Source organism: Streptomyces sp. BE20, assembly GCF_036322525.1.
Classification (GTDB): Bacteria; Actinomycetota; Actinomycetes; order Streptomycetales; family Streptomycetaceae; genus Kitasatospora.
In genome coordinates this window covers 266,141-291,472 of record NZ_JAQYWW010001223.1, presented here as the reverse complement: position 1 = coordinate 291,472, position 25,332 = coordinate 266,141, and the positions used below count along the sequence as shown (strand labels likewise).

The following is a 25,332-nucleotide window of genomic DNA, read 5'->3' as shown; positions in this document are numbered from 1 at the left end:
CGTGTGCGAACGTGCGCCGCGACCGTGCGCCGTGACTGCGCACCGCGATCGTGCACCATGACCGTGCGCCGCGAACGCCGAGGGCCGGCCACCCCGAGGGTGACCGGCCGTCGGTCGTGCGGTCCGGTGCTGCGGGCGAGCCTCAGGCGGCCCACTGCCAGCTGACCGGCGAGTAGTACGCCGGGCGGCGCTCCAGGCGCTGCCAGTTGGCGATCGGCTCGACCGGCGAGGCGGCGGAGGCCGCGTGCTGGGCGGACGCGGCGCGCGCCATCAGCACGGCGGTCAGGGCGGCGAGCTCCTCGTCGGTGAGCGAGCCGCGGACGATGCGGACGAGTGGTTCGGCGGAAGCGGTCATGGTCCGGTCTTCTCCCGGCGGAAGAGGGTGAGGGGTCGTCGGCGCTGTGGCCGCGGTGCTGTCCGCGGCCGAACCGCGCTGTTACATCGGGGGGTTGCCGTGCTTGCGGCTCGGCAGGTCCGCGTGCTTGGTGCGCAGCATGGCCAGCGAGGAGGCCAGGACCTGGCGGGTCTCGGCCGGGTCGATGACGTCGTCGACGAGGCCGCGCTCGGCCGCGTAGTACGGGTGCATCAGTTCGTTCTTGTATTCCTTGATCTTCTGCGCGCGCATGGCGTCCGGGTCGTCGGCGCCGTTGATGTCGCGGCGGAAGATCACGTTGGCCGCGCCCTCCGCGCCCATCACGGCGATCTCGTTGGTCGGCCACGCGAAGGACAGGTCGGCGCCGATCGAGCGCGAGTCCATCACGATGTACGCGCCGCCGTACGCCTTGCGCAGGATCAGCTGGATGCGCGGCACGGTCGCGTTGCAGTAGGCGTAGAGCAGCTTGGCGCCGTGCCGGATGATGCCGTCGTGCTCCTGGTCGACGCCGGGCAGGAAGCCGGGGACGTCGAGCATGGTCACCAGCGGGATGTTGAAGGCGTCGCACATCTGGACGAAGCGCGCGGACTTCTCGCTGGCGTTGATGTCGAGGACGCCGGCCAGCGACTGCGGCTGGTTGGCGATGATGCCGGTGACGTGGCCGTCGATCCGGGCCAGCACGCAGAGGACGTTGGTGGCCCAGCGCTCGTGGACCTCCAGGTACTCGCCGTGGTCGACGATCTCCTCGATCACCTTGCGCATGTCGTACGGGCGGTTGCCGTCGGCCGGCACCAGGTCGAGCAGCGAGTCGTTGCGGCGGTCCACCGGGTCGTCGTTGACGACCGGCGGCGGCATCTCGCGGTTGTTCTGCGGCATCAGGGAGAGGAGGAAGCGGACCTCCTCGATGCAGGACTGCTCGTCGTCGTACGCGAAGTGCGCGACACCGGAGACGCCGGAGTGGACGTCGGCGCCGCCGAGCCCGTTCTGGCTGATCTTCTCGCCGGTGACGGCCTGCACCACGTCCGGGCCGGTGATGAACATCTGCGAGGTCTCGCGGACCATGAAGATGAAGTCGGTCAGGGCCGGCGAGTAGGCCGCGCCGCCGGCGCACGGGCCGAGCATCACGGAGATCTGCGGGATGACGCCGGAGGCCCGGGTGTTGCGCTGGAAGATGCCGCCGTACCCGGCGAGGGCGGTGACGCCCTCCTGGATGCGGGCGCCGGCGCCGTCGTTCAGCGAGACCAGCGGGGCGCCGGCCGCGATGGCCATGTCCATGATCTTGTGGATCTTCTGGGCGTGGGCCTCGCCGAGGGCGCCGCCGAAGATCCTGAAGTCGTGTGCGTAGGTGAAGACCGTCCGGCCGTGCACGGTGCCCCAGCCGACGATCACGCCGTCGGTGTGCGGCTTCTTGGCCTCCAGGCCGAAGCCGGTGGCGCGGTGCCGGCGGAGCGGCTCGACCTCGCGGAAGGAGCCCTCGTCGAGCAGCAGGTCGATACGCTCGCGGGCGGTCAGCTTGCCCTTGGCGTGCTGCGCCTCGGTGGCCTTCTCGCTGGGGCCGCGGCGGACCTGCTCGCGAAGCTCGTGCAACTCGGCGACCCGCCCTCGGGCGTCCGCCGGGCTCTCCGGGATGTCGTCTCCGACCGGTGCCTCATGCACAACCGTCATCTCGAACCACTCCAAAGGTGAGGGAACTGTCCGACAGCCAACGTCTGCGATGCCCCCGGCTGCGAATCACTTCTTCACTTATGACTGTACGAGGGGCCGCGTGCTGGTTTCGGCGTCGATTCCGTACAAGGTCGCGTCCGTTTAGATGTCAGGGCTGCACAGAACCCGTAGCGTTTCAGCCCATGCGGCCGGTAGCTGTTCGATTACCCCGAGCTTTCGCCCAGGTGGCCGCCGGATGATCTGAGCATGAGGAAACCCGCAGGTCAGGGCTGTCATGAGCAGCGCCGATCGGGTCGAACCGAGGATCGCTCAAGGGTCGCTCGGTGCGGCCGTGAAGGCTGTGCCGGACGGCCGGTGGCGGCAGGGCAGTCGTAGGGATGCACCAAAAACTCCGCAGCCCACCCGGTGGGTACCGGGTGGGCTGTCCGAGCTACGGGGGGTCAGCTCCTCCGGCCGTCCTCCGGATCCTCCCTGCCGCGCAGCTCCTCCTCGCGGCGGCGCAAATCCGCCTCCCACTGCTTGAGCATGTCCTCGTGCTTCTTGTCGTCCTTCTTCAACGACGCCAGGAACTCCGGGTCGTCGTCCGGCGCGAGCGGCCGGCCTCCGCGCGGGCGGTCGAACCCGGAGCCGCCGTCGCCGTTCACGTGGCGGCCCGCACCGGCGGTCCGCGGGGCGTTGCGCTGCTTGCCGGCCACCAGCCAGGCGATCGACCCCACCAGCGGGAAGAGCAGCACGATGATCACCCAGACCACCTTCGGCAGGTGCTTCACCTCGTCCTCGGGGGTGGTCAGGCAGTCGATGAAGGCCCACACCCACAGGGCGAGCGGGAGTACGAAGGTCAGAATCCTCAGCACGGCGGCGATCTCCCCCGGCGACGGCGGTGGCGGGCGGGCGACTCCTGGAGCGGCGGGACGCTTCAGGGGGGCCCTTGACACAGGCCAGGCTAGCGGGTGGCGGATACTGGCTGGCATGGCATACGACGATCTCCGCTCGTTCCTGCGGGCCCTCGACCGCGAAGGCGACCTCAAGCGCATCAAGGCGGAGGTGGACCCGTACCTGGAGGTCGGCGAGATCGTCGACCGGGTGCAGAAGGCCAAGGGCCCCGCGCTGCTCTTCGAGAACGTCAAGGGTTCCTCGATGCCGCTGGCGATGAACGTCTTCGGCACCGAGCGCCGGCTGGCCAAGGCCCTCGGGCTCAAGGGCCCGGAGGAGATCTCCGAGAAGATCGCCGGTCTGCTGAAGCCGGAGCTGCCGCAGGGCTTCACCGGGTTCCGGGACGCCTTCGGCAAGCTCGCCTCGATGGCCCACGTGCCGCCGCGGAACGTGAAGTCCGGTGACGCGCCGGTGCACGAGGTCGTGCTCACCGGCGAGGACGTCAACCTGGACGAGCTGCCCGCGCTCTTCACCTGGCCGCTGGACGGCGGGTCGTTCTTCAACCTGGGCCTCACCCACACGAAGGACCCGGACTCCGGCATCCGCAACCTCGGTCTGTACCGCCTCCAGCGGCACGACCGGCGGACCATCGGCATGCACTGGCAGATCCACAAGGACAGCCGCAACCACGCGGCGGTGGCCGCCGCGCGGGGTGAGCGGCTGCCGGTCGCGATCGCCTTCGGCTGCCCGCCGGCCGTCACCTACGCGGCCACCGCCCCGCTGCCGGGCGACATCGACGAGTACCTGTTCGCCGGCTTCGTCGCCGGGGAGCGGGTGAAGATGGTCGACTGCAAGACCGTGCCGCTCCAGGTGCCGGCCGACGCCGAGGTGGTCCTGGAGGGGTGGCTGGAGCCCGGGGAACTGCTGCCCGAGGGCCCGTTCGGCGACCACACGGGCTTCTACACGCCGCAGGAGCCGTTCCCGGCGCTGACGATCGACTGCGTGACGATGCGCCGCCGTCCGATCCTGCAGTCCATCGTGGTCGGCCGCCCGCCGACCGAGGACGGCCCGCTGGGCAAGTTCACCGAGCGGTTCTTCCTGCCGCTGCTGAAGATCATCATCCCGGACATCGTCGACTACGACCTGCCCGAGGCGGGCGGCTTCCACAACTGCGTGATCGTCTCGATCGACAAGAAGTACCCGAAGCACGCCCAGAAGACGATGCACGCCATCTGGGGCGCGCACATGATGTCGCTGACCAAGCTGATCATCGTGGTGGACGCCGACTGCGACGTGCACGACTACCAGGAAGTCGCCTGGCGGGCCTTCGGCAACGTCGACTACAGCCGCGACCTGACCGTCGTCGAGGGTCCGGTGGACCACCTCGACCACGCCTCGTACCAGCAGTTCTGGGGCGGCAAGGCGGGCATCGACGCGACCCGCAAGCTGCCCACGGAGGGCTACACCCGGGACGGCGGCTGGCCCGAGATGGTCTCCTCCGACCCCGAGACCGCCGCCCTGGTGGACCGTCGCTGGAAGGAGTACGGCCTGTGAGCACGGCGGCAGCCCTCCCCGAGGTCCCGCCCGGGAAGGTCAAGAGCTTCCTCCGGCTGGTGATGATCGAGCACTCGGTCTTCGCCCTGCCCTTCGCCTACATCGCGGCGCTGACCGCGATGTTCCTGTCCGACGAGCGGGTGCACTGGGGCGAGCTGTTCGTCGTCACCGTCTGCATGGTCGGACTGCGGACCTTCGCCATGGCGGCCAACCGGATCATCGACCGGGAGATCGACGCCCGGAACCCGCGCACCGCCGGGCGTGAACTGGTCACGGGCGCGGTCTCACTGAAGACCGCGTACGTGGGCTCGGCGGTCGCGCTGATCGTCTTCCTGGGCGCGGCGGCCCTGCTGAACCCGCTCTGCCTGGTGCTCGCGCCGGTCGCCGTGGTGCCGATGGTGGTCTACCCGTACGGGAAGCGGTTCACCGACTTCCCGCAGGCCATCCTGGGGATCGCCCAGGCGATGGGACCGGTGGGCGCCTGGCTGGCCGTCACCGGCACGTGGTCCTGGGACGCGGTGGTGCTCGGTGCGGCGGTCGGCATCTGGATCGGCGGCTTCGACCTCATCTACGCCTGCCAGGACGTGGAGTCCGACCGGGCGGGCAGCGTGCGGTCGGTGCCGGCCCGGTTCGGCGTCCCGGCGGCCATCCGGGGCGCGCGCGGCTGCCACGTGGTCACCACGCTGCTGCTCGGCTGGTACGCGGTGCTGACGGACGCCGGGCCGGCGTTCTGGGTGGGGCTGCTGGTGGTCGCGGGCGCCTTCGTCTACGAGCACACCATCGTGAAACCCCACGACCTCTCGCGGCTGAACCGGGCGTTCTTCCAGACCAACGGGTTCGTCGGGATCTCGCTGTTCTTCTTCGCGCTGGTCGACCTGGTGGTGCGCGGCCTCGGCATCTGAGCCGGGGCCGCGCCCTCCGGGGCGTCAGCCCTTCAACTCGTCCAGCGTGTGCTTGACGAGCGCGTTGGCGTGGCCGTGGCCGAGGCCGTGCTCGGCCTTGAGCCAGGCGACCAGCTCCGCGTGCTTGCTGAGCGGGGAGGAGCGGATCAGCTCCTTCCAGTGGGAGACGGGGTGGCCGTACTTCTCCTCGATGGAGGGGAAGTAGCTGGCGGGGCCGTTGCCGGGGAGGGCCATGGGGATTCTCCTGACGTCCGAACGGTCTTGGGAGTTCGATCTTCACGCATTCAGCTTGACGGTGACAGCGGTGAGCCAGCCGAGCCCGAGCGCGGCGCCCAGGGTGAAGGCCAGCACCGTGGCCCCCGATGCGGCGAAGCCGAGGAGCACGGCCGCGGCCACCAGACGGGAGGCGAGCGCCCAGCCGCGGTCCAGGTGCCGGGCGAGGACGAGGAAGGCCGCGCACAGGGCGAGGAAGCCCACCGCCCCGCCGATCAGGTGGACGGTGCCGTGCGCGCTCAGCTCCGTCACCCGTCCTTCGGGCGCCCCGACCGGGAACCCGGCTCCGGGGTCGGCCGCGAAGAACCCGTCCAGGACGAAGGCCGCGCCGAACACCCCGACGAGTCGCGGCGCCCAGACGCCGGCGGGCAGCGCGAGCCGCAGCCCGACGGCGCCCGTGACGGTGAGCAGACCGGTGAGGAGGAACGCCGTCTGCTGGATCCAGCCGAGGTCGCCGAGGCTCAGCTGGCTGAGCGCGTTGCGGGTGAAGTCGAAGCCCTCGCGGGTCAGGCCCCCGACGACGCCGACGGCGAGGAAGAGCGGCCCGGCGGCGGCGCCGGCGGCCAGCAGGGCACGGGTGGTGGAGCGGGCGCGGTCGGCCGGGGCGGTCGGGGTGATCGGCGCTGCCATCGTGTTCGTCATGCCAGTAGGACCGGGGGCGGCGCGAGAACTCATCGGGACCGGCGATGTGATCCGGGTCACCCTCGATGAGACAAGCACACTATTGCTGTTCGTGTCCCAGTCGTTCCTCTGCGTAGCTAGCGTTGCCACCGGAAGGCCCGAGCACCGGTTCCTTGAAGGGATTTGGCACATGGCCATGGAACTCGACCCGTCCCGTTCGCCCCGCGCGTTCTGGGGCGAGGAGATCAAGCGGCTGCGGGAGGAGGCGGGGCTCTCGCAGGAGGCGCTGGGGAAGCTGCTGTTCTGCTCGGGCGCGTACGTCGGCCTGCTGGAGGGGGCGGTCCGGAACCCGCAGGAGGATATGTCGGTGCGCTTGGACGAGGTGCTCGGCACCGGCGGCCACTTCCTGCGCGTCTACGAGATGTACCGGAAGTCCTCGCGCTACGCCGACTACTTCCGGCACGCCGCCGAGTTGCAGGGACTGGCGCTGACCATCAGCGAGTTCTCCCCGCTGCTGGTGCCGGGCCTGCTGCAGACGCCCGACTACGCGAGGGCGTTGTTCGAGTCGGCGCAGCCGCTGCGGAAGGCGGCCGAGAACGAGGAGATGGTCGCGGCCCGGATGTCGCGGGCCGAGCTGCTCGATCGGAAGTCCGCGCCCATGTACTGGGCGGTCCTGGACGAAGCGGTGCTGCGGCGCCCCGTCGGCGGCGAGGCTGTGATGGCAGGCCAGTTGAGGTATCTTGCCACTCTGTTCCAGGCGCGCAAGGCACTCATCCAAGTGGTTCCGCTGACTGCGGGTGCGCACTCGTTGATGGTCGGCTCCCTCAGCCTGATGACCTTCGAGGATGCGCCGCCGACGGCCTATGTCGAAGGGCTTCTCACGGGGAATCTGGTGGACGATCCGGCGCTGGTCGACCAGTGCTCGCTGGCCTACGATCTGGTCAGGGCTGCCGCGTTGTCGCCGGAGGCGTCCCTGGCCCTGATCGAATCGACGGCGGAGGACCACGCGGATGCAGCGAACCGAGCAGTGGCGCAAGAGTAGTTACAGCAGCGGCAACGCAAACGACAACTGCATCGAGGTGGACGACGCGAGCCCCGGTTCGGTCCGTGACTCGAAGGACCCGCAGGGCCCGCGACTGCGCTTCACCCCGGCGGCGTGGCAGTCCTTCGTGACCGCCACCGCCGACGGCGAGTTCAACGCCGGCTGACGCACTCACCGACTCGCAGCGAAGGCCGTCCCCGAAACACCGGGGGCGGCCTTCGAGCCGTTCGGGGGCGCTATGGGCAGGCGCGGCCGTCCTGCGAGGTCCTCCGATGCCGGGGACCGGCCCGGGGCGCAAAGCGGTGGGCGGGGCGGGTGCTCGGCCGTGCCGCCGACCTGGTCGCGGCCGAGCACCCGCCGGGTGCCCGCCAGACACTCGCGCGCGCAGCCGGCCCTAGCGTCGCGGTGTGACGAAGATGTCGTTCACGACGTACCCGTCCAGTCCGTGCAGCTCGCCGTAGGCGATCAGGTCGCTGCTCCGGTTGATGAACCCGCGTCCCGAATAGTTGAGCGAAGTGTTGCAGAGGACGCTGAATCCGGTGAGTTCGCCGAAGGCGGTCAGCAGTGCACCCATGGCCGGGTTCGCGGTCGGGTCGACGGTCTGGGTGCGGGCCGTTCCGTCGACGTGGGTCACCGCGCGCAGGTCGGCGGATTCGACCCGGCTGAAGTACAGCATGTAGGGGTCGGGGAGGCCACCGCCGAACCAGCGGCCCGCTTCCTGCTCCAGACAGATCGGGGCGATGGGGCGGTAGCTTTCGCGCTGTTTGATCCTGTTGAGCCTGGCCGTGGTCTCCTCGGTGAAGGGAGCGGCCAGGATCGACCGGTTCCCGAGGGCGCGGGGGCCGATCTCCCAGCGGCCCCGCGCCCAGCCGATGATCTTCCCGTCGCGGAGGTGGCGGGCGACCTCGCCGTGGTCCAGCGGGCGGATCTCGTAGCGCTGCGGGTCGAACTCGATGTCCTCCACGAATTCGCCGCCCGCGTAGACATCCCACTCCAGGTCGGCCGACCCGGTGTAGAAGTGCTGGGCGTCGATGGCGGTGCCGATCGCGGATCCGCTGTCGTTGGGACACGGCGGAACGAAGACCGCGGGGAAGAGCCCGCACTCGCGCCAGCGCCGGTTCCACTCGCAGTTGAGCCCGCAGCCCCCGGAGATGAGCAGCGGGATTCCCTCGGTCAGGTACTCCCGGGCGTACGCGTGGAAGCGGTCGAAGATGGCGTCCGAGAGCCGGGCCGCCAGGTTCTTGTAAGCGCTCGATTCCACACCGACGTTGTGGAAGGGGGAATCGGTCATCCGGTCCTTCAGGCTTCCGGTGATGACCTCCTTCTGGCCGAGGACGAAGTCGATCACGTCCTGTTCCGCCCGGGTCGCCGGCCGGTTCTCGGCGAATCCGGCCAGGGCCATCTGCTTCCCCGCGTCCTGGAACCGGACGAACTCCTGGTGCGGACTGAACTTCGGGTCGGCGAGCGCGAAGCCGTAGGAGTACTTGTTGCCGGGGTAGTTGAGCACCTCCTTGAGATGGGTCACCTTCCCGTGCTGGTCGATCCGGTAGAACGAGCCGATGTTCCCCTCCCACACCAGGCTGTAGAAGGGCTGGTCCCGGCGGAGTGCCGACATGCCGTAGGACGTCATGATGTGGGAGCGCTCATGGGTGGACGAGAAGACGCGCACGGCCTTGCCGAAGAACCGGCCGGCCTCGTCCGTGATCGCGGATGCGCCCACACCGAAGTACCCGGCGCGCGAAGCCTGGTCGGTGCACTGGGTGCCCTTGATCCAGCCGCTCACGGCGACGACGTCGGGCTGCCTGTCCAGCCGGTCCGCCGCCGTCGCGAACAGTTCGGCCGTCGGATTGCTGTAGCGGAGGAACGAGTCCTTCTCCGCTTCCAGGGAGAAGAGCAGCCTGCCGTCGTCGACGGCCGCGATCGCCCCGTCATGGCCTTCCTTGAGGGAAAGAATCAGCATGATGGTCCGTTTCTCGGTGGGTTCCGCGTCCGACGGTTCGGGGCGGGCTCAGGGTCCGGGCGGCCCGGGTGCTCCGGGCGGCGCGGAGAGGGCCTTCAGGGCGAGCCGGTGCAACCGCGGGTTGGCGGACAGGGCGCCGGTGCCGTTCCGGGGCGAGGTGCCCAGGAGGTCGGTGCAGAGGCCGCCGGCCTCCTCCACCAGAACCTGTACCGCTGCGATGTCCCAGGGGTTGACGACCGGTTCGGCCGCGATGTCGAGCGTTCCCTCGGCGACCATGCAGTGCTGGAGGAAGTCGCCGAAGGCACGGTCCTCCCAGCAGGCTTCGGCCAGGCGCAGATAGGCCGCACGTGAGTGGAAGACGTCCCAGGTCCGGGTGCTGGTGGTGGAGAGGTATGCCTGGTCGAGGCGGGTGCGGCCGGAGACCCCCAGGCGCACGGGGGTGGTGCCGGCCGGTCCCCGGCGCAGCCAGGCGCCCCGGTCCGCCGCCGCCCACCAGCGGCTGTGCAGGGCGGGGGCGCTGATCACGCCGACGGTGGGGCGATCGTCCTCCAGCAGGGCGATCAACGTGGCCCAGACCGGTACGCCGCGCAGGAAGTTCTTGGTGCCGTCGATGGGGTCGACCAGCCAGGTGCGCCCGGAGGAGACGGAGCCGCCGGTCTCCTCCCCGGCGAACGCGTCATCGGGGCGGGCGGACCGCAGTTCCGCGCGGACGGCCGTCTCGACGGCGGTGTCCGCGTCGGTCACGGGTGTACGGTCCGGCTTCTCCCGGACCCGCAGGTCGAGGGCGTGGAAGCGGCGGACGGTGAGCCCGTCGGCGAGGTCGCCCAGACGGAGGGCCAGTTCGAGGTCGTCCTCCGGTGGCACGGGCGGTGTCACCGGATCACCTCGTTCGCAGTTCGAGCAGGTGGTACTCCATGACGCCCACTTCCTCGATCCGGCGGACCTTGCGCAGCATGTCGATCCGCAGGCCGGCCTCACCGGCGAGCACGTCGAGCCGTTCACGGTCCCCGAGGTGGGCGGTGCCCAGCAGCAGCCGGCCGCCGTCGGTCAGGTACTCGTGCGCCCCGGCGAGGTAGCGGGCCTGGCCCCGGTAGCCCGGGTCGAAGACGGCGGTGTGGATGTCGCTGGAGAGGGCGAAGCCGTCCTCCACATAGGTCCAGGGCACGTTCCAGAAGATCGTGTCGAAGCGGCTCAGGGGATCGAGCGCCGTGTACATGTCGCTGTGGAGGGCGCGGACCCGGTCGCCCACACCGTGCCGCTCGGCGTTGGCGACGGTATTGGCCACGGCCTTCTCGTTGATGTCCAGTGCGGTGACGGAGGCACAGCCGCTGAGTGCGGCGGTGACGGCGATGACGCCCGTACCGCAGCCGACCTCCAGGAACGAGCCGTCCCGGGGATAGGGCACCACCGAGGCCATCACCTCGGTGGCCGCGCTCAGCGTGCTGGGCCAGACACCCCGGTGCAGGCTCCATTCCCGTCCCAGCAGGGTGAAGGTGTCCGGCAGGTCGTCACCGGCGAGAGCGTGCTGCAGGGCCCTCGCCACGTCCTCCGGCGACTCTTCGACAGTCATGCCCACTCCCTCTTCGGCAGTGCGGTTTCGGTCATCGGGGCAGCTCGGCGGCGTACCGGACCAGCGCTTCGCGGTGACGGCCGATCTTGCGGAATGCCTCGGCGTACTGGTCGATGAGCACCGTGTCGCCGGGCCAGTCGGTGAAGGTCGGCAAGGAGAGCGCGTGCTGCTCGACGTGCTCGGCCTGCGAGTCGGCCCCCGGCGTGGCGGCCCTCTTCGGGACTCCGGGGAAGAGAGGGTTCTCGGTGCGGGCGTAGAGCGGCAGGGTGGACAGCCGGGGGCCGGAGGGGGCGCCGACCTCCATGCCCTCGGCGCGCAGCGCCCGGACGAGCACCGAACGTGGAACGCCACCCAGCGCCTGGGGCCGGTAGAGCGGCTTGTAGCCGTACCAGGCGCCCATGTCGACGTGGTCGGCGACATGGACCTGCTGCAGGTACTCCACGTCGGCGAGCTGCTCGCCGAGGTGCCGCAGGCACCGGTGCCGGGCCTCCTTGCGTGCGGGGAAGGCGGCGAGGGCATGCCGGGCGACGATGGCGTTGAACGGTGACATGCGCAGCTTGAGTCCGAAGCCCGTGACCCAGTGGGCCCGCAGGTCCTCGTCGAGGACGGAGTCCCGGGAGCGGTCCCGGTAGTGCCCGAGGAGGGTGGCGCGGTCCTGGATCCCGGGGTCGCTGGTGACGAGGATGCCGCCTTCTCCGGCGTAGACGGCCTTGTTGGCCTGGAGGGAGAAGACGGCGGCGTCGCCGAAGGTACCGACCGGCCGGCCCTTGTAGCGGCTGCCGTGGGCGTGGGAGCAGTCCTCCAGGACGCGCAGCCCGTGCCGTTCGGCGATCGACAGGATCGCGTCCATGTCGCAGGGGTGGCCCCACTGGTGGACGACGGTGACGACCTTGGTGTGCTCGGTCAGCGCGGACTGGAGTGCCTTGGGGTCCAGGCCGCGGGTGTCGGGGTCGATGTCGGCGAGGACCACGTCACCGCGCAGCGCGAACACGGGGCTCAGCGCGGCGTGGTAGGTGAGCGCCGGTCCCACGACATCCACCCCCTCGCGTACGCCGAGGGCGAAGTAGGCGGCGAGGAGCGCACTGGTGCCGGAGTTGAAGGTGACCGCGTAGCGGGCGCCGCCGTTCAGGAAGGCGAGGAAGTCGGCTTCGAGCCGGCCGATGGGGCCGCTGTTGCCCTTGATGGAGATGTCGGTGTTCCGCTGGGCGGCCAGCTCGGACAGCTCCGCCTCGTCCGCGGGGGGCGGCCACACCTCGTGGGGCAGTGGCCGCGAGATGGCGGGTGCGCCCCCGAGAAGGGCGAGCCGTTCGTCGGTATTCATGTGCTCTCTTCCTGTCCTTGCGGGGGTGGGTCAGGCGCATCGGTCGGTGAGTCCGCTCGTCCCGCCCGATCGGGCCCGGTAGATTCCGTCGATCGTGCGAACGGTGGCGAGTTGACGCAGGAGGTGGTCCCGGCGGTAGTCGCGGTCCTCCAGGCGGTCCAGATAGTGGACGAACATGGAGCGCGTGATGTCGGTCCTGGATCCTTCCGGGGCGTAGCGTTCCAACTGGGCCCCTCCGACGGCATGCAGGGTGGCCGCGCCGGGGGCGACGGTCAACGCGCCTTCCGAACCGAGCACGCAGAGCTGTTCGGTCTTCGCGAGGCTGTGGCGCGAGATGCGCAGCGAGCCCGCCAGCCCCCTCGACGGGTAGCTGCACAGGAGGGCGACCAGGTCCTCCAGTCGGCGATCCCGCGTCTCCTGGTACTGGTGCACGAAGGCCGAGTGCACCCGGGGGGTTTCGGGGAACATCCCGTTGAGCACATCGACAAGGTGGTAGCCCATGTCGAGGAGCACACCACCCCTTGCCTGCTCCCGGGACGCGCGCCAACCCGTGGTCGGACGAGCCAGGTTGAAGTGGTAGTCGTAGGAGAACCAGTAGGGCCTCCCGATCCGCGCGAGGTTGTCCCGGGCGAACCGGAACACCGGGTCGAAGTTCCGTTGCAGCAGTGTGAAGACGCTGCGGTCGGCCTGCTGCGTGAGATGTATCAGCTGGCGCGCTTCAGGTTCGGTGACCGCGAACGGCTTCTCCTTGATGACGTGCCGGCCGTGCGCCAGCAGCCGCGTACAGACCGGGAAATGCTCGCCGTGAGGCACGGTGACCACTGCGGCGTCGAAGTCGACGGCTTTCAGTGCGTCGTCGAGGCTCCCGTAGTACGGGAATCCCCATTCGTCGGCGAGTGGCACGGCGGGCGGGGCGGAGTCGACGCCGCCGACGATATCGGCAATCTCCTGTACGATCGGCAGGTACTCCTTTCCTTGATGCCCGGCAAATCCGATCATCAGCACTCGTGGTCGCGGACGGATGTCCTTCAGCCTGTCGCCGGGCATGCAGAATATTCCCCTCGCAGAACACCGCTCGACGATGACGTGGGAAGTCGGGAAAGGGTTGTTCAGCCCGGATCGGACGTACGTGTCCGCAGACGGTTCAGAGAGCCGTGCGGCTCCCCGTAGGGTCGGCGCGCCAAGCGTGTGCCGCGGTCACGACGTCCTTGATGAAGGTGCTGCCGCTGCGCAGTGTGTTCTCGTCGAGCAGCGTGACGTCCTCGGCGGCCAGCCAGGCGAACTCGGTGTGCTTGTCCCGTTCGAGTGCGGGCGAGGAGAGGTCTCCGTCCACCTCGACGAGGTAGTCCGACTCGATGTGTCGAATGCCGTCCCCCGTCCACTCCGTGTGTGCCACCCGGGCGAGAACGCGGCGCAACCGCCACCCCGTCTCTTCCGATATCTCCCTGCGGAGCGCGTCCAGGAGGGACTCCCCTGGTTCCACGGCTCCACCGACCACGTCCCAGCAACCGGGGAAGAGGGAGCGGTCGGCCGAGCGGCGTTGGACGAAGATCCGGCCGGCCGGATCACGGATCAGTGCGCCCACCACCGGTCGGGGCCGGGCTGCCCCGGTCATGAGGGTCCCCCGTCGCGCTCGGACGGGCACGGGGGTTCGGAACCAGTATTCCCGTACGAACGGCCGAACGGGCGGGGGGGCGGGTGGTCCGAACGGCGGGGTCGGGGCGGGACGAAGCGGTCTGGATTCGAACTGGAGAATGAACGACCTGAAGCTTGCCTCTCCACTCCGCGAGGTTAGCCGAATCCCGGAGAACAAGTGCGAGGGCGAACTTCTTCAGGGCGCCTTGAGTTCCACTTGACACGGCGAACGGTCGCGTGCTGAGGGATTGCCTCCCGGTGTGTGCCGCGGCCCCGCCCCGGCGGAATCGCCGGGGCGGGGCCTTGTCCGCGCACGGTCCGGTATCGGCCCGGTCCGGCTGCCCCATGGCGACGGGGCTCCGGCAGCGGATTCTTGAGCGATTCTTTCCTGCCGCCGCTGACGGATCGTGACGGAACTCTATTGGCCGGATCGGCCGCCCTTCGCGTCCCGGCGATGCCGTCCTCCGGCCCCGCCGACCCGGCCGGCGCCTCCGTTCACCGGCGGCGCGCGACCACGAAGGCGTAGCCGATCTCCGCGAGGGCACCGAACCGGGGAAGGGAACGGGCGAAGTCGAAGAACTCGTAGTGCGGGTCGTCCACAGAGGGGGTGACGCGCGCGAAGGCATCGGCGAACGCCTGGTAGGTGCGCCGGACGTGCTCCCCGATGTCCTGGAACTCCAGAACCTCCAGACCGGCGCGGTCGAGGGCCGTGCGGAGCTCCGCCGGCTCGGGGAGCGCAGGGGACCCGAACGCCCGGCAGGTCCGGCGGACCGTCTCCGCGGCCTCGCCGGTCACCGGCGACCGGAGCAGCACGTCGGTGACGACCAGCGTGCTGCCGGGCCGCAGGGTCCGGGCGATCTCGGTGAGGGCGGCGGTCCGGTCGGGAATGTGCATCATGGACTCGACCGCCCAGGCACCGTCGAAGGACGCGGACTCGAAAGGCAGTGCGCAGGCGTCCGCGTACCGGAAGTCCACCCGGTCGGCGAGCCCGGCGGCATCCGCCCGGGTCCGTGCGAGGGCGATGTCCTCGGCGCTGACCGAGATTCCTGACACCTGGCCACCGGTGGCCCGGGCGATGCGCAGCGCGGGCCGTCCCGTTCCGCAGCCGACATCCAGCAGACTGCGGCCGGGTGCGGCGCCCAGCCGCCCCGCCACGAGGTCGGTGAGCCGGTCGGTGGCCTGGTCGAGCGACCGTCCGTCCGCCGGGCTGTCCCAGTAGCCGACATGAATGTTCCCGTCGACGGCCGCGCCGGCCACGATCTCGGGGTGCTCGTCACGGAGCGGGTCAGGGTCGGGTGAGGACGGGACGCCGTGCTGCGCGGACGGGTTGTCGGTCATCGCGATCTCCCGGGTGCGAGGGGTGAGTCGGCGGGTGACGAGGGCCGGCGGCGTTCGCCGGGAGCGGGCAAAGGTGTTCCCGGACGAACGCGACGCCGTTCCGCTCTTCCTGAAGGACTTCCCGTGCGACCGGTGGTGGGAACCGCTTCTCGGTGACCGGCTACCGCAGGGCGGTGATGGCGGTGGCGAGGTAGACGTCGTGGACGTGCCAGTGGCCGTCCAGGGTGGGGAGCGGGGAGGGGGCGAGGAGGACGGCGGTGAAGGTGCCGTCCGGGCGGAGGGTGAGGTCGGCCTCGGAGAAGTCGAGGAAGCGGTCGTCACTGCGCGGCCGACCTGCAGATCCTGACCTCGGCAGGAACCGCGACAACACATCCCACTCGGCATCCGAAAGCTCATGACGCCGCACCACAACCGACGTGATCTCTCATCGCTTGATCAGATTTGAAGACGGACCCTAGCATCGCCGCATGATCGACGACGGCACCGACTGGAAGTCCGACCGCATCGGCAGCGCGCTGCGGGGTGAGAACCCGACCGTGATCCGGCGCCTGGACGCCGGGTTCGCGGTGATCGGGGACGTGCAGTTCCTGCCCGGCTACGCGATCCTGCTCACGGACGAGCCTGGCGTCGAGCGGCTCTCCGACCTGCCGAGGGCGCGCCGGATCGCGTACCTGGAGGACCTCGACCGGCTCGGCGAGGCCGTGGAGCGGGCGTGCCGGGCGGCCGACCCGGCGTTCCGGCGGGTCAACCTGGAGATCCTCGGCAACACCGACCCGATGCTGCACGCGCACGTGTGGCCGCGCTTCGGATGGGAGCCCGAGGACCTCGTCCGGGTGCCCGTCTGGCGCTACCCGGCGGACCGGTGGCGTGACGACCGGTACGCGCTCGGCCCGGCGCAGGACCCGATCCGGGCGGCGATCGGGGCCGAGCTGGATGCGCTCAGGTGAAAGCCGGTGGTGCAGACCACTCGTTCTCGTGAATCCGCTGACCAGGGTGCGGACGCCGTGCCAACTCCGCTCTAACCTGCGGAACATGGACATCGTGATCCCGCTCTTCGACGATTTCGAGCCGCTCGACGCGGTCGGCCCGTACCAGGTGCTCGGGTATCTCCCGGGCGCCGTCGTGCGGTTCGTCTCGACGAGCGGGACCGGCCGGGTGGTCGACACCCTGGGCGGGCTGAGACTGGACGTTCCCGCCCGGTACGAGGAGGTCGAGTCGTGCGACGTCCTCCTCGTGCCGGGCGGGAACGGGGCGCGTCCGCTGCTGGACGACGCCGGGTTCACCGACTGGATCCGCCGGGTGCACGCGACCACCCGGTTCACCACCTCGGTCTGCACCGGTGCGCTGCTGCTCGGGGCGGCCGGACTGCTCAAGGGGCTGGTGGCGACCACCCACTGGGCGGCCGCGGGCGAGCTGGCGGCGTACGGTGCGACGTACACGCCGGAACGGGTGGTCCGCCGGGAGCGGATCGTCACGGCGGCCGGGGTCTCCTCCGGCATCGACATGGCGCTCCGGCTCGTGGCGCTGCTCGCCGACGAGACCACCGCCCGGGCGATCCAGCTCCACGCCGAGTACGACCCCCAGCCCCCGTTCGACTCCGGTTCGCCGGCGAAGGCGTCGCCCGCGGTGCTGGAGCGGATCCGCGAGATCGGCTAGGCCGGGGCGGGCAGGCGGGCCTCCGGGCGGGGCCGAGGTGTCACCCCCGGAGGAAGGACTCCAGGGAGGCCGCCAGCGCGACCGGTGTCTCGTGCATCGGGTAGTGGCCGCTGTTGGGGAGCTCCTCCAGCTCGGCGTTGGGGTAGTGGGTCAGGAAGGTGCCGCGCATCACCTCGGCGGTCAGCGCGAGGTCGTGCGCTCCCACGATCACCTTGACCGGCACGGGATTCCCGTCGATCCGTTCCACCAGGTCGGCGGTGGCCCAGTCGCGCACGTAGCCGCCGAACGCCTCGCGGGTGGACAGCGACAGCGAGCGGTTCACCATCAGGTCGAGCCAGACCCGGCCGGCCCGCCGCCCGGTCACCAGATCGATGATGGCGAACCGCTTCTCGCGGTCCTCCGCCGCCCCGTAGAACAGCTTCTCGGCCGCCGCGTCCATCGGGTACACGCTCGCGGGGACGGGCGCCAGGCCCACCAACTTCCTCACCCGCCCGGGTGCCTGGGCCAGCACCTGTTGCACGGCCTTGCCGCCCATGGAGTGCCCGACGAGCGAGAAGCTCTCCCAGCCGAGCTGGTCGGCCAGCGCGAGCGCGTCGTCCGCGATCTCGGCGAGCGTGTACGCACCCGCCACGTTCCGGCGCTCGCCGTAGCCCCGGTAGTCGAGGAAGGCGTAGGTGAAGGCGGAGCCGTCCAGGTAGTCCAGGAACGGGCCCCAGCCGGCGCTGGTGCCGAACCAGTCGTGCAGCACCAGGACCTTGTGGGCGCCGGTGCCGATCAGGCGGTGAGGGATCGTCATATCCGTTGTTCTGCCCGCGAATCCGGGCCGCCGAACTACCGGCCGGTAGGCGGATCCGCCACCGCCGGGCGGCCCGCCGGGCACCGGATCAGAGCGTGCGCCGGTACGCCGCGCCGGGCCGGCCGTCGACGACCTCCTCGCCCACCGCCGTGAAGCCGGTGCGGGCGAGTACGGCCCGCGAGGGCGCGTTGTCGAGGGTGGTCACGGCGGTGAGCGCGGTGAGCCCGTACGCCGTGGCGGCGAGCCGGCACGCCTCCTCGACCGCCGCCCGGGCCACGCCCCGGCCGCTCGCGCTCTCGGCGACCCGGTAGCCGAGTTCGGCGCTGCCGCCGGCCGCGTCCACCAGGTTGACCCGGCCGAGCAGCGTGCCCCCGGCGTCCAGGACGACGTGGAAGTGGCAGGCACCGGTGGCCTGTTCGGCGAGCAGCGCGGCGTGGCGGCCGGCGAACCCGGCCGGGGTGAAGTAGTCGTCCCCGCGGTCGGGCACCGAACGCGCGAAGTACGCCCGGTTCTCGCGTTCGAAGGCGAGGAGGGCGTCCGCGTGTGCGGCGGCGAGCCGTTCCAGCCGCACGGCCGGGCCGGGGGAGCGGGGCGCACCGGGGGTGCCCGGCGTTCCGAGCCGGGGCGCCTCCGGATGGACCGAACCGTCTTCTGTGGTCATCCGATCATGCTCCGGCCCGGGGCGGGAGCTGTCCAGCAGACGCGGAGGACGGCTGACGGGCGGCGCGGGCCGGTCCGGGACGCTGACGGCCGGAGAATGGCGGACAGTCCGCACCCTCGAAGGAGATTCCCGTGATCGGCCGGCTGCAGTGTCTCGTCCTCGACTGTCCCGACCCGGCCGTGCTGGCCCGCTTCTACGCGGGGCTGCTCGGCGGCGAGGTGGACCGGCCGGATCCGCGCTGGTCGCTGGACGAGGCGTGGTCCACCCTGCACACCCCCGGCGGACCGGTGCTCTGCTTCCAGGGGGTCGCCGACCACCGTCCGCCGCGCTGGCCGGACCCCGCCCACCCCCAGCAGGCCCACCTGGACATCGACGTCGACGACCCGGCCGCCGCCGAAGCCGCCGTCCTCGCCCTCGGCGGCACCCTCCTCCGGGACGCCGGGGGGTGGCGCGTCTACGCCGATCCCGCCGGCCACCCGCTGTGCCTCCTGCCCGTCCCCCGCTGACCCGGACCGCCGCCGGACCTGCGCCGCCGGGCCTGCGCGCCGCCGGGCCGGACCGGCCGGGCGCTCCCCGGTCGGTGTGCCGGAGAGCGCCCCTCGGCGGTGCCGTTCAGGCGATGCGGCGGATGCGGCGGACGGCCAGGACGAGGAGCAGGGCGGTGAGGGCGAGGAAGAGGCCCGTCTCGATGCCCTGGAAGGTCCAGAAGCGGTCGGCCGGCTGGTACTCCTGCCAGTTGGTGTAGGGCGCGGGCCCGAAGCCCTGCTGGGCGAAGTGGGCCACGCACCCGGCGGAGTCGCCGGAGCCGTCGGTGTCGCAGCCGACCCGGGCGTCCGGGAGGACGAGCTCCCCGGCGCCGTTGCGGACGCCCTCCTGGTAGACCCAGGAGCCGGTGAAGCGGTTGCCCAGGAGCGGGCTGTCGATCGCGTAGCTGAGCGTCTTCGTCGGCAGGAAGTACGGTCGGGCGAGGGTCTCGACCAGCACCCGGACGGCGACGAAGGCAGCGAGCGAGATGCCCATCGCGGGCAGCACCTTGCGGCTCAGGGTGCCGACCAGGATGCCGAGCGCCACCGCGAACAGCGTGTAGCCGATCGGCGCCGCGCCCTGGACGTCGAAGAAGAGGTAGCCGAGCCGGCCCGCGCCGTTGGCCGCCAGCGGGGCCAGCCACCAGGCGACGCCCAGCGAGTAGACCACCGACAGGACGAGCGCGACGGCGCCGACCAGGCCGAACTTGGTGAGGATCCAGCGGCGGCGGCTGATGCCCTGGGTCCAGACCAGCCGGTGGGTGCCGTTCTCCACCTCCCGGGCGACCAGCGGGGAGCCGAAGAAGAGGCCCACCAGGAGCGGCAGCAGGACGAAGAGGATCGCGAGGAAGAGCATCGCGCCGTACTGGTTCTCGAAGCGCTGGCTGAGCGACTCGCAGCCGCCGCCGGAGACGAGTTGGGTGTTGCCCAGCTTGCGCAGGCACGCCCCGAGTCCGGAGTCCTCGAAGGTGGACCGCATGCCGAGGCCGGTGGGGATCAGGGCGGCGGCCAGGACGGCGAGGGCGATCGCCGTCCAGAGCGCCTGCTTACGGTGTTGACGCCAGGTCAGCCAGATCACGCGGCCACCTCCGGGAAGGGCGTGGTGCCGGTGGTGCGGGTGTCGGCGGCGCCCAGGTAGGCGAGGACGAGGTCCTCCAGGGTGACGTCGTGCACGGCCCACCGGTCGGTGTCGACCGGGCCGTCGGTGCGGACCAGCAGGGTGGACTGCCGTTCGGTGTGGCTGGCCCGGATCACCGCCGCCACTCCGGGCACCGCGGCGCCGTCGGCGACCCGCGGGCCGACCAGCCGGCAGTGGGTGGCGAGCAGGTCGTCCACCGCGCCGGAGAGCTGGACGTGGGCGGTCTGCAGGACGATCAGGTGGTCGCAGACCCGTTCGAGGTCGGCGAGCAGGTGGGAGGAGAGCAGCACGGTGGTGCCGTACTCGCCGACCGCACCCATCAGGGCCTGCATGAACTCGTGCCGGGCCAGCGGGTCGAGGGCGGCGACCGGCTCGTCCAGGAGCAGCAGCCGGGGCTTCTTCGCCAGCGCCAGGGCGAGCGCGACCTGGGCGCGCTGGCCGCCGGACAGCTTGCCGACCGGCTTGTCGGCCGGAATGCCGAGCCGGGTGAGCCGCTCGCGGGCGATCGCGGAGTCCCAGCGGCGGTTGAGCCGGCTGCCCATGGTGATCAGCTCGGCGGCGGTGAAGTCCGGGTAGAGCGGGGTGTCCTGGGCGACGAACCCCAGGTCGGCCAGGGCGTCGATGTTGTCCCGCGGGTCCCGGCCGAAGACGCGGACCTCTCCGGCGTCGGGCTGCAGCAGGCCGACGGCGAGGTGGAGCAGGGTGGACTTGCCGGCGCCGTTGGGGCCGACCAGGGCGGCGATCCGCCCGGCGGGGAGCTGTAGCGAGCAGCCCCGGAGTGCCCAGGTCTGGCCGTAACGCTTGCCCAACCCGTCTGTCTGCAAAGCGACTTCCGTCATGTGTTCCCCCAAGGATGCGGTCTGGCGGGATGTCGTACGGGCTAGCCGGTGTGCCGGCTGCCGTGCCGGCCGTCGCCCGGTGGCGTCCGGTCGAACGTGGCCCGCGTGGTGGTGTCGATCAGCGCGGTGATGTCCTCGCGGGTGAGTCCGGCGGCCTGCGCCTTGCGCAGCCAGGTCACCAGCTCGTCGCGCAGTTCCGCCTGGTTGGCCAGCGACGGTCCGGCCAGGGTGCGGACCAGGAACGTCCCCACCCCGGGCCGGCCCTCGGCGAGCCCCTCCAGCTCCAGCTCCCGGTAGGCCTTGAGCACGGTGTTGGGGTTGATCGCCAGGGACTGCGCCACATCGCGCACCTTGGGCAGCCGGTCCCCCGGCTGCGCCAGTCCGACGCGCAGCGCCTGCTTCACCTGAAGCACCAGCTGCATGTACGTGGCCACCCGCGAGCGGCCGTCGAGCACGAACTCGATCACCAGTTGTTCTCCTGTCCTACGACAGTAAGACAGGATAGACGTGCGTCAGTCAAGTGGTGGGAGGGAAAGCTGAATTGCCGCCGGTCGGCGGGGCCTGACGAGGAGTCCGCCGGTCCGCTCGGCGCGCCCGGGTCCGCGGGGTCCGGCCGCCCGTACGGCCGGCCGCCGGAGCTGCGGGGCGGTCAGTGCAGGGACAGCGCGTCGCCCACGGCGAGCCGGCCGGGGGCGGCGACCCCGGCGAGCGCGTCCAGCCGGGCCTCGTGGGCCTGGGCGATGGCCTTGAGGATCTCGGGGGCGTGCGGCAGCCCGGGCTGGGCGGCGGTGGTCATCGCGCAGCGCTCGCTGGACCGGACGAAGGAGAGCCGCGCGCCGGAGCGGGAGCCGGTCCGGCCCTCGCGGCCGAACCACGTGTCCTCGACGAACGGCGGGGTGCCGGGCGGGGTGCGCACCAGGACGTTGGGCCGGAAGCGGCGGACGTCCACGACGGCGGACGGCGCGGCCTCGGCCACCCAGTCGAGGGTGGCGGTGGTGAGCACGCTGACCGGGAGCTGGTCGAAGTGCGAGACGGCGTCCTCGCGGGCGAGTTCGACGTCGTCGCGCTGGAGGTAGGCGCGCAGGAAGGCGGTCGGGTCGGCGACCGGACCGCCCAGCGGGTCGAACAGCTCGGGGCCGTCCAGGCGGTGGCCGAGCCGGGAGGAGAGCCGGAGCAGGCCGTCCATCCGCCGGAACCGGCGGGTGTTCTTGCCGGAGCCGAGCTTGCCGTTGCCGTCGCGCACGGCGTAGAGGCGGTCGCCCGCGAGCCCGCGGTCGTCCACCTCGACGGAGTCGAGCCGCTCGCCGCCGGTGGACTTCACGGGGTAGCGCCAGAGCTGCTCGATCACTCCGATGATCTCTGCCATGGCCGGACAGCGTACCGGCGTACGCCGGGGATGGTCTAGACCAAGTGCCCTTCGGGCCAAGCGGTTCGGCAGATCGGGCCGGTCGCTCCCGGCAGGTCCGGGGTGAGCCGGGGCGGTCCGCGGTCACCCCAGCCGGGCCACCGCCCGGACCGGCGCCCCGTCGGCTGCCACCAGCCGGATCGGGAAGAGCGAGATCTCGACCGGGAGCCCGGCCCGCTGCGCCTCCAGCAGCGCCCGCAGATCGGTCAGGTTCTCGGCGATGACCCCGCCGCCGGGCGCGCCGAGCAGGATCCGGTGCGCGGCCAGGGTGGGCTCGTCGGCGGCCGGCTGGTCGTGCTCGTCGGTGAGGTCGGCGAGCAGCGCGGCCACCGCCGGGTCGCCGGGCCCCGGGTCTGGCGTGGGGTCGACGCTGAGCGCGTCCACGCCGACCGTCCGCACCCCGGCGGCGACGATCGCCTCGGCCGCGCCGGCGGACAGGCTGGGGTGGGCGAGATAGGTGTCGGTGCCCCAGTGCCGGGCCCACCCGGTGGCCAGCAGCAGGACGGTGCCCTCGCCGGCGTGCTCCAGCGCGGGCGCGAGCTGCTCGGCGGTCACCTCCGAGCGCGGCTCCAGGCCGCGCAGGTCGGCGACGACCGCGGGGCCGGTGAACCGCTCCAGCGGCAGGCCGTCCAGGGTGGGCCAGGTGACGTCCACGTGGTACGGCGCGTCCACATGGGTGCCGGACTGCGAGCCGAGGTGCAGGGCCAGCACGTTCACCCCGGCGGTCGCGGTGGTGAGCGCGGGCTCCAGGACGACGGCCGGGTCGCCGGGGTAGACCGGCATCGCGGTGGTCACCTGATGGGTGAGGTCGACGAGGGTCGCTGCCATGGCACCCATCCTCCCAGGAGGGCGCCGGGGCCGGGTGGGCCGCGTGAGGATAGAAAGTAAGCACTATGGAAAAGCCGAACCAGCCAGTCCGTCAGCCCTGGGTCGTGGGAGTGTCCGGCGCGTCCGGCACGCCCTACGCCGCTTCCGTGATCCGCGCGCTGCTCGCCGCCGGCGAGGCCGTGGACCTCGTGGTGAGCCGCGCCGCGCGGCTCACCATCCTCGACGAGACCGGCATCTCCTTCCGCGACGCGCACTGGCGCACCGACCTCGCCGCCTGGCTGGCCCTCCCGGAGGACGGCCTGGACGACGTCCGGTACTGGCCCGCCGGGGACTTCGCGGCCGGCCCGTCCAGCGGCTCGTACCCGGCCAAGGGCATGCTGGTCGTCCCCGCGACCACCGGTGCGGTGGCCGGCATCGCGCTCGGCCTGAGCAAGGACCTGCTCCAGCGGGTCGCCAGCGTCACCCTCAAGGAGCGCCGCCCCCTGGTGGTCTGCGTCCGCGAGGCACCACTCAACGGGGTGACGCTGAAGCACCTGGTGGAGCTGGACGCGCAGGGCGCCGTCGTGCTCCCCGCCTCGCCCGGCTTCTACGCCGGCGGCTCCACCGTCCGTGAGCTGGTCGACTTCGTGGCCGGGCGGGTGCTGGACGCGGTCGGCGTGCCGCACACGCTGTACCGGCGCTGGGAGGGCGAGTTGGGCGCGGCCGCCCGGGAGGGCGACCGGCCGGCCTGACGACATGGGTCCGTCGGCCCGAGGGGGAGTGGGGAGCCGGCAGTCGGGAGAGTATGTTCTCTGCGATATCCGGGTTGGTCCGAGCATGGCACCTTTGAATCCGGATAATGATCTGTGGGTCTGGTGAGGTTCGGAAGGACGCGGACGGTATATGGACACGGTGGACAGACAGCTCATCCAGGCGCTCCGGGAGAACGGCCGTGCGTCCTACGCCGAGCTGGGCCGGCTGGTCGGCCTCTCCGGCCCGAGCGTCACGGACCGCATCAACCGGCTGGAACAGGCCGGCGTGATCACCGGCTACCGCGCGACGGTCAACCCGGCCTCGCTCGGTTTCGGTGTCACGGCCCTGATCGGACTCCAACTCACCGACGCGGCCGACCACGAGGACGTCGCGTTCCGGCTGAAGGACCTCGGCGAGGTCGAGGACTGCTGGTTCATCGCCGGTGACGACTCGTACATGCTCAAGGTCCGGGTGCCGGACGTCGAGGGCCTGGAGTCGGCGGTGAAGCGGATCTCCGGGACGAAGGGTGTGGCCCGTACCCGTACGACCGTCGTACTCTCCACCAAATGGGAGAGCCGGGTGAGCGAGCTGCCGCTCGCCGAAGGGGAGTGACGGCGATGGCACTGGTCGGTCTGGAGGAGCTGCACGCGGCCCGGGAGCGGATCGCGGGGGTCGCGGTGCGCACCCCGCTGGTCCCGGCCCCCTGGGCGAACGACGGCGAGCGGCGGCTCTGGCTCAAGCCGGAGAACCTCCAGCCGACCGGGGCCTTCAAGACCCGCGGCGCGTACAACCGGCTCGCCGCGCTGAGCGGGGCCGAGCGCGCCCGCGGGGTGGTCGCCCAGTCCAGTGGCAACCACGCGCAGGCGGTGGCGTACGCGGCGGAGCTGCTCGGCATCAAGGCCGTGATCGTGATGCCGGACACCTCGCCGGCGGTCAAGGTCGAGGGCACCAGGTCGTTCGGCGCCGAGGTGCTGCTGGTGTCGCCGGAGGAGCGGGACACGGTGCCCGGCGAGCTGGCCGAGCGGCACGGCTACGTCTGGGTGCCGCCGTACGACGACCCGTTCATCATCGCGGGCCAGGGCACCGTGGGCCTGGAGATCGCCGAGGACGCCCCGGCGGAGCTGGACACCGTCCTCGTCCCCGTCAGCGGCGGCGGGCTGATCTCCGGCACGGCGGCCGCGCTCAAACTGACCCGTCCGGGCGTGCGGGTGATCGGTGTCGAGCCCGAGCTGGCCGCAGACGCCCGGGAGAGCCTGCGGACCGGCGAGCGGGTGGCCTGGCCGGTCGCCGACACCTACCGGACCGTCGCCGACGGGCTGCGCACCCCCTCGGTGGGCGAGCTGCCCTTCCAGCACCTCACCGCCTACGTGGACGACATCGTCACCGTCACCGAGGACGAGATCCGCGCGACGGTGGCGCTGCTGGCCCGGCGCGGCCGGCTGGTCGCCGAGCCGTCCGGCGCGGTCGCCCCGGCGGCGTACTTCCACCGGGCGGCCGAGACCGGCGGACGGCACACGGCCGCCGTGGTGAGCGGCGGGAACATCGAACCGGCGTTGCTCGCGGAGCTGCTCGCGGACTGAGCGCCACAGGGGCGTACGCTCGTTCCGGCAAGGAATCGAAGTCGGA

Annotated in this window: 30 protein-coding genes; 10 read left to right on the top strand and 20 right to left on the bottom strand. The window is 71.4% G+C overall.

What is annotated here, in order from left to right; translation table 11 throughout:
• Window positions 1-142: 142 nt before the first annotated feature.
• From PUR61_RS43640 to PUR61_RS43630, 3 genes are all read right to left on the bottom strand, one after another.
• The gene (locus PUR61_RS43640; RefSeq protein ID WP_329885504.1) at window positions 143-355 is read right to left on the bottom strand and encodes an acyl-CoA carboxylase subunit epsilon; all 213 of its coding nucleotides are present in this window, start codon (window positions 353-355) and stop codon (window positions 143-145) included.
• A gap of 81 nt (window positions 356-436) precedes the next feature.
• Complete coding sequence (locus PUR61_RS43635) at window positions 437-2,038, bottom strand: acyl-CoA carboxylase subunit beta (RefSeq protein ID WP_329885503.1); 1,602 nt, start codon at window positions 2,036-2,038, stop codon at window positions 437-439.
• A 440-nt stretch (window positions 2,039-2,478) separates the two neighbouring features.
• Complete coding sequence (locus PUR61_RS43630; RefSeq protein WP_329885502.1) at window positions 2,479-2,892, bottom strand: PLD nuclease N-terminal domain-containing protein; 414 nt, start codon at window positions 2,890-2,892, stop codon at window positions 2,479-2,481.
• Window positions 2,893-3,007: 115 nt separating this feature from the next.
• On the opposite strand from PUR61_RS43630, the gene PUR61_RS43625 reads away from it, so the two are divergent.
• Both PUR61_RS43625 and mqnP read left to right on the top strand, forming a co-directional pair.
• A complete protein-coding gene (locus PUR61_RS43625; protein WP_329885501.1) occupies window positions 3,008-4,465 on the top strand; it encodes a menaquinone biosynthesis decarboxylase in 1,458 nt (485 codons plus the stop codon).
• Entirely contained in the window at window positions 4,462-5,367 is a 906-nt protein-coding gene (gene mqnP / locus PUR61_RS43620; protein ID WP_329885500.1) for a menaquinone biosynthesis prenyltransferase MqnP, read from the top strand. Before PUR61_RS43625 ends, mqnP begins: the two co-directional genes overlap by 4 nt.
• A gap of 24 nt (window positions 5,368-5,391) precedes the next feature.
• On the opposite strand, the gene PUR61_RS43615 is transcribed toward mqnP, so the two are convergent.
• Together PUR61_RS43615 and PUR61_RS43610 are read right to left on the bottom strand one after the other, a co-directional pair.
• Entirely contained in the window at window positions 5,392-5,601 is a 210-nt protein-coding gene (locus PUR61_RS43615; RefSeq protein ID WP_329885499.1) for a DUF4287 domain-containing protein, read from the bottom strand.
• Window positions 5,602-5,643: 42 nt separating this feature from the next.
• Window positions 5,644-6,282: a DUF998 domain-containing protein gene (locus PUR61_RS43610; RefSeq protein WP_329885498.1), complete on the bottom strand. Its 639-nt coding sequence runs from the start codon at window positions 6,280-6,282 to the stop codon at window positions 5,644-5,646.
• A 169-nt stretch (window positions 6,283-6,451) separates the two neighbouring features.
• On the opposite strand from PUR61_RS43610, the gene PUR61_RS43605 reads away from it, so the two are divergent.
• On the top strand, window positions 6,452-7,303 hold the full coding sequence (locus tag PUR61_RS43605) for a helix-turn-helix domain-containing protein (RefSeq protein ID WP_329885497.1): 852 nt from the start codon (window positions 6,452-6,454) through the stop codon (window positions 7,301-7,303).
• Entirely contained in the window at window positions 7,272-7,469 is a 198-nt protein-coding gene (locus tag PUR61_RS43600; RefSeq protein ID WP_329885496.1) for a DUF397 domain-containing protein, read from the top strand. Before PUR61_RS43605 ends, PUR61_RS43600 begins: the two co-directional genes overlap by 32 nt.
• Before the next feature lie 228 nt (window positions 7,470-7,697).
• Here the strand turns inward: PUR61_RS43600 and PUR61_RS43595 are convergent, their stop codons facing one another.
• The 8 genes from PUR61_RS43595 to PUR61_RS43560 all read right to left on the bottom strand — a co-directional run bounded on the left by PUR61_RS43595 (window position 7,698) and on the right by PUR61_RS43560 (window position 15,497).
• On the bottom strand, window positions 7,698-9,263 hold the full coding sequence (locus tag PUR61_RS43595) for a carbamoyltransferase C-terminal domain-containing protein (protein WP_329885495.1): 1,566 nt from the start codon (window positions 9,261-9,263) through the stop codon (window positions 7,698-7,700).
• A gap of 48 nt (window positions 9,264-9,311) precedes the next feature.
• Window positions 9,312-10,139 carry a histidinol-phosphatase gene (gene hisN / locus PUR61_RS43590; RefSeq protein WP_329885494.1) on the bottom strand — a complete coding sequence of 276 codons (828 nt, stop codon included), beginning with the start codon at window positions 10,137-10,139 and terminating at the stop codon, window positions 9,312-9,314.
• A 4-nt stretch (window positions 10,140-10,143) separates the two neighbouring features.
• On the bottom strand, window positions 10,144-10,833 hold the full coding sequence (locus tag PUR61_RS43585; protein WP_329885493.1) for a methyltransferase: 690 nt from the start codon (window positions 10,831-10,833) through the stop codon (window positions 10,144-10,146).
• Between the two features lie 31 nt (window positions 10,834-10,864).
• Window positions 10,865-12,154, bottom strand: a complete 1,290-nt coding sequence (locus tag PUR61_RS43580; RefSeq protein ID WP_329885492.1) for a DegT/DnrJ/EryC1/StrS aminotransferase family protein — start codon at window positions 12,152-12,154, stop codon at window positions 10,865-10,867.
• Window positions 12,155-12,184: 30 nt separating this feature from the next.
• Complete coding sequence (locus tag PUR61_RS43575; protein WP_329885491.1) at window positions 12,185-13,201, bottom strand: Gfo/Idh/MocA family protein; 1,017 nt, start codon at window positions 13,199-13,201, stop codon at window positions 12,185-12,187.
• 97 nt (window positions 13,202-13,298) lie between these two features.
• A complete protein-coding gene (locus tag PUR61_RS43570; RefSeq protein WP_329885490.1) occupies window positions 13,299-13,769 on the bottom strand; it encodes an NUDIX hydrolase in 471 nt (156 codons plus the stop codon).
• A gap of 515 nt (window positions 13,770-14,284) precedes the next feature.
• Complete coding sequence (locus PUR61_RS43565) at window positions 14,285-15,127, bottom strand: SAM-dependent methyltransferase (protein ID WP_329885489.1); 843 nt, start codon at window positions 15,125-15,127, stop codon at window positions 14,285-14,287.
• A gap of 160 nt (window positions 15,128-15,287) precedes the next feature.
• Complete coding sequence (locus PUR61_RS43560; protein WP_329885488.1) at window positions 15,288-15,497, bottom strand: hypothetical protein; 210 nt, start codon at window positions 15,495-15,497, stop codon at window positions 15,288-15,290.
• A gap of 97 nt (window positions 15,498-15,594) precedes the next feature.
• Between PUR61_RS43560 and PUR61_RS43555 the strand changes: the two genes are divergently transcribed.
• Both PUR61_RS43555 and PUR61_RS43550 read left to right on the top strand, forming a co-directional pair.
• On the top strand, window positions 15,595-16,074 hold the full coding sequence (locus tag PUR61_RS43555; protein ID WP_329885487.1) for an HIT family protein: 480 nt from the start codon (window positions 15,595-15,597) through the stop codon (window positions 16,072-16,074).
• An 85-nt stretch (window positions 16,075-16,159) separates the two neighbouring features.
• Window positions 16,160-16,783 carry a DJ-1/PfpI family protein gene (locus tag PUR61_RS43550; RefSeq protein WP_329885486.1) on the top strand — a complete coding sequence of 208 codons (624 nt, stop codon included), beginning with the start codon at window positions 16,160-16,162 and terminating at the stop codon, window positions 16,781-16,783.
• A 40-nt stretch (window positions 16,784-16,823) separates the two neighbouring features.
• On the opposite strand, the gene PUR61_RS43545 is transcribed toward PUR61_RS43550, so the two are convergent.
• Complete coding sequence (locus PUR61_RS43545) at window positions 16,824-17,579, bottom strand: alpha/beta fold hydrolase (RefSeq protein ID WP_329885485.1); 756 nt, start codon at window positions 17,577-17,579, stop codon at window positions 16,824-16,826.
• Between the two features lie 88 nt (window positions 17,580-17,667).
• On the bottom strand, window positions 17,668-18,240 hold the full coding sequence (locus PUR61_RS43540) for a GNAT family N-acetyltransferase (protein WP_329885484.1): 573 nt from the start codon (window positions 18,238-18,240) through the stop codon (window positions 17,668-17,670).
• A 131-nt stretch (window positions 18,241-18,371) separates the two neighbouring features.
• Between PUR61_RS43540 and PUR61_RS43535 the strand changes: the two genes are divergently transcribed.
• A complete protein-coding gene (locus PUR61_RS43535; RefSeq protein WP_329885483.1) occupies window positions 18,372-18,746 on the top strand; it encodes a VOC family protein in 375 nt (124 codons plus the stop codon).
• Between the two features lie 106 nt (window positions 18,747-18,852).
• On the opposite strand, the gene PUR61_RS43530 is transcribed toward PUR61_RS43535, so the two are convergent.
• The 5 genes from PUR61_RS43530 to PUR61_RS43510 all read right to left on the bottom strand — a co-directional run bounded on the left by PUR61_RS43530 (window position 18,853) and on the right by PUR61_RS43510 (window position 22,974).
• Window positions 18,853-19,842: an ABC transporter permease gene (locus PUR61_RS43530; protein ID WP_329885482.1), complete on the bottom strand. Its 990-nt coding sequence runs from the start codon at window positions 19,840-19,842 to the stop codon at window positions 18,853-18,855.
• Window positions 19,839-20,726 carry an ABC transporter ATP-binding protein gene (locus PUR61_RS43525; protein ID WP_329885481.1) on the bottom strand — a complete coding sequence of 296 codons (888 nt, stop codon included), beginning with the start codon at window positions 20,724-20,726 and terminating at the stop codon, window positions 19,839-19,841. The genes PUR61_RS43530 and PUR61_RS43525 overlap by 4 nt, the downstream gene beginning before the upstream one ends.
• A gap of 56 nt (window positions 20,727-20,782) precedes the next feature.
• Entirely contained in the window at window positions 20,783-21,208 is a 426-nt protein-coding gene (locus PUR61_RS43520) for a GntR family transcriptional regulator (RefSeq protein ID WP_329885480.1), read from the bottom strand.
• A 182-nt stretch (window positions 21,209-21,390) separates the two neighbouring features.
• Window positions 21,391-22,107, bottom strand: a complete 717-nt coding sequence (locus tag PUR61_RS43515; protein WP_329885479.1) for an MOSC domain-containing protein — start codon at window positions 22,105-22,107, stop codon at window positions 21,391-21,393.
• A gap of 123 nt (window positions 22,108-22,230) precedes the next feature.
• Window positions 22,231-22,974, bottom strand: coding sequence for a cyclase family protein (locus tag PUR61_RS43510; protein WP_329885478.1), 744 nt, complete (start codon window positions 22,972-22,974; stop codon window positions 22,231-22,233).
• 65 nt (window positions 22,975-23,039) lie between these two features.
• Here PUR61_RS43510 and PUR61_RS43505 point away from each other — a divergent pair, with 65 nt between their 5' ends.
• The 3 genes from PUR61_RS43505 (at window position 23,040) to PUR61_RS43495 (ending at window position 25,286) form a co-directional block, all read left to right on the top strand.
• A complete protein-coding gene (locus PUR61_RS43505; protein ID WP_329885477.1) occupies window positions 23,040-23,705 on the top strand; it encodes a UbiX family flavin prenyltransferase in 666 nt (221 codons plus the stop codon).
• A 151-nt stretch (window positions 23,706-23,856) separates the two neighbouring features.
• The gene (locus PUR61_RS43500) at window positions 23,857-24,318 is read left to right on the top strand and encodes an Lrp/AsnC family transcriptional regulator (RefSeq protein WP_327678059.1); all 462 of its coding nucleotides are present in this window, start codon (window positions 23,857-23,859) and stop codon (window positions 24,316-24,318) included.
• A 5-nt stretch (window positions 24,319-24,323) separates the two neighbouring features.
• Window positions 24,324-25,286 (top strand): threonine ammonia-lyase, encoded by a 963-nt coding sequence (locus PUR61_RS43495; protein ID WP_329885476.1) that lies wholly within the window; start codon window positions 24,324-24,326, stop codon window positions 25,284-25,286.
• The last annotated feature ends 46 nt before the right edge of the window (window positions 25,287-25,332 follow it).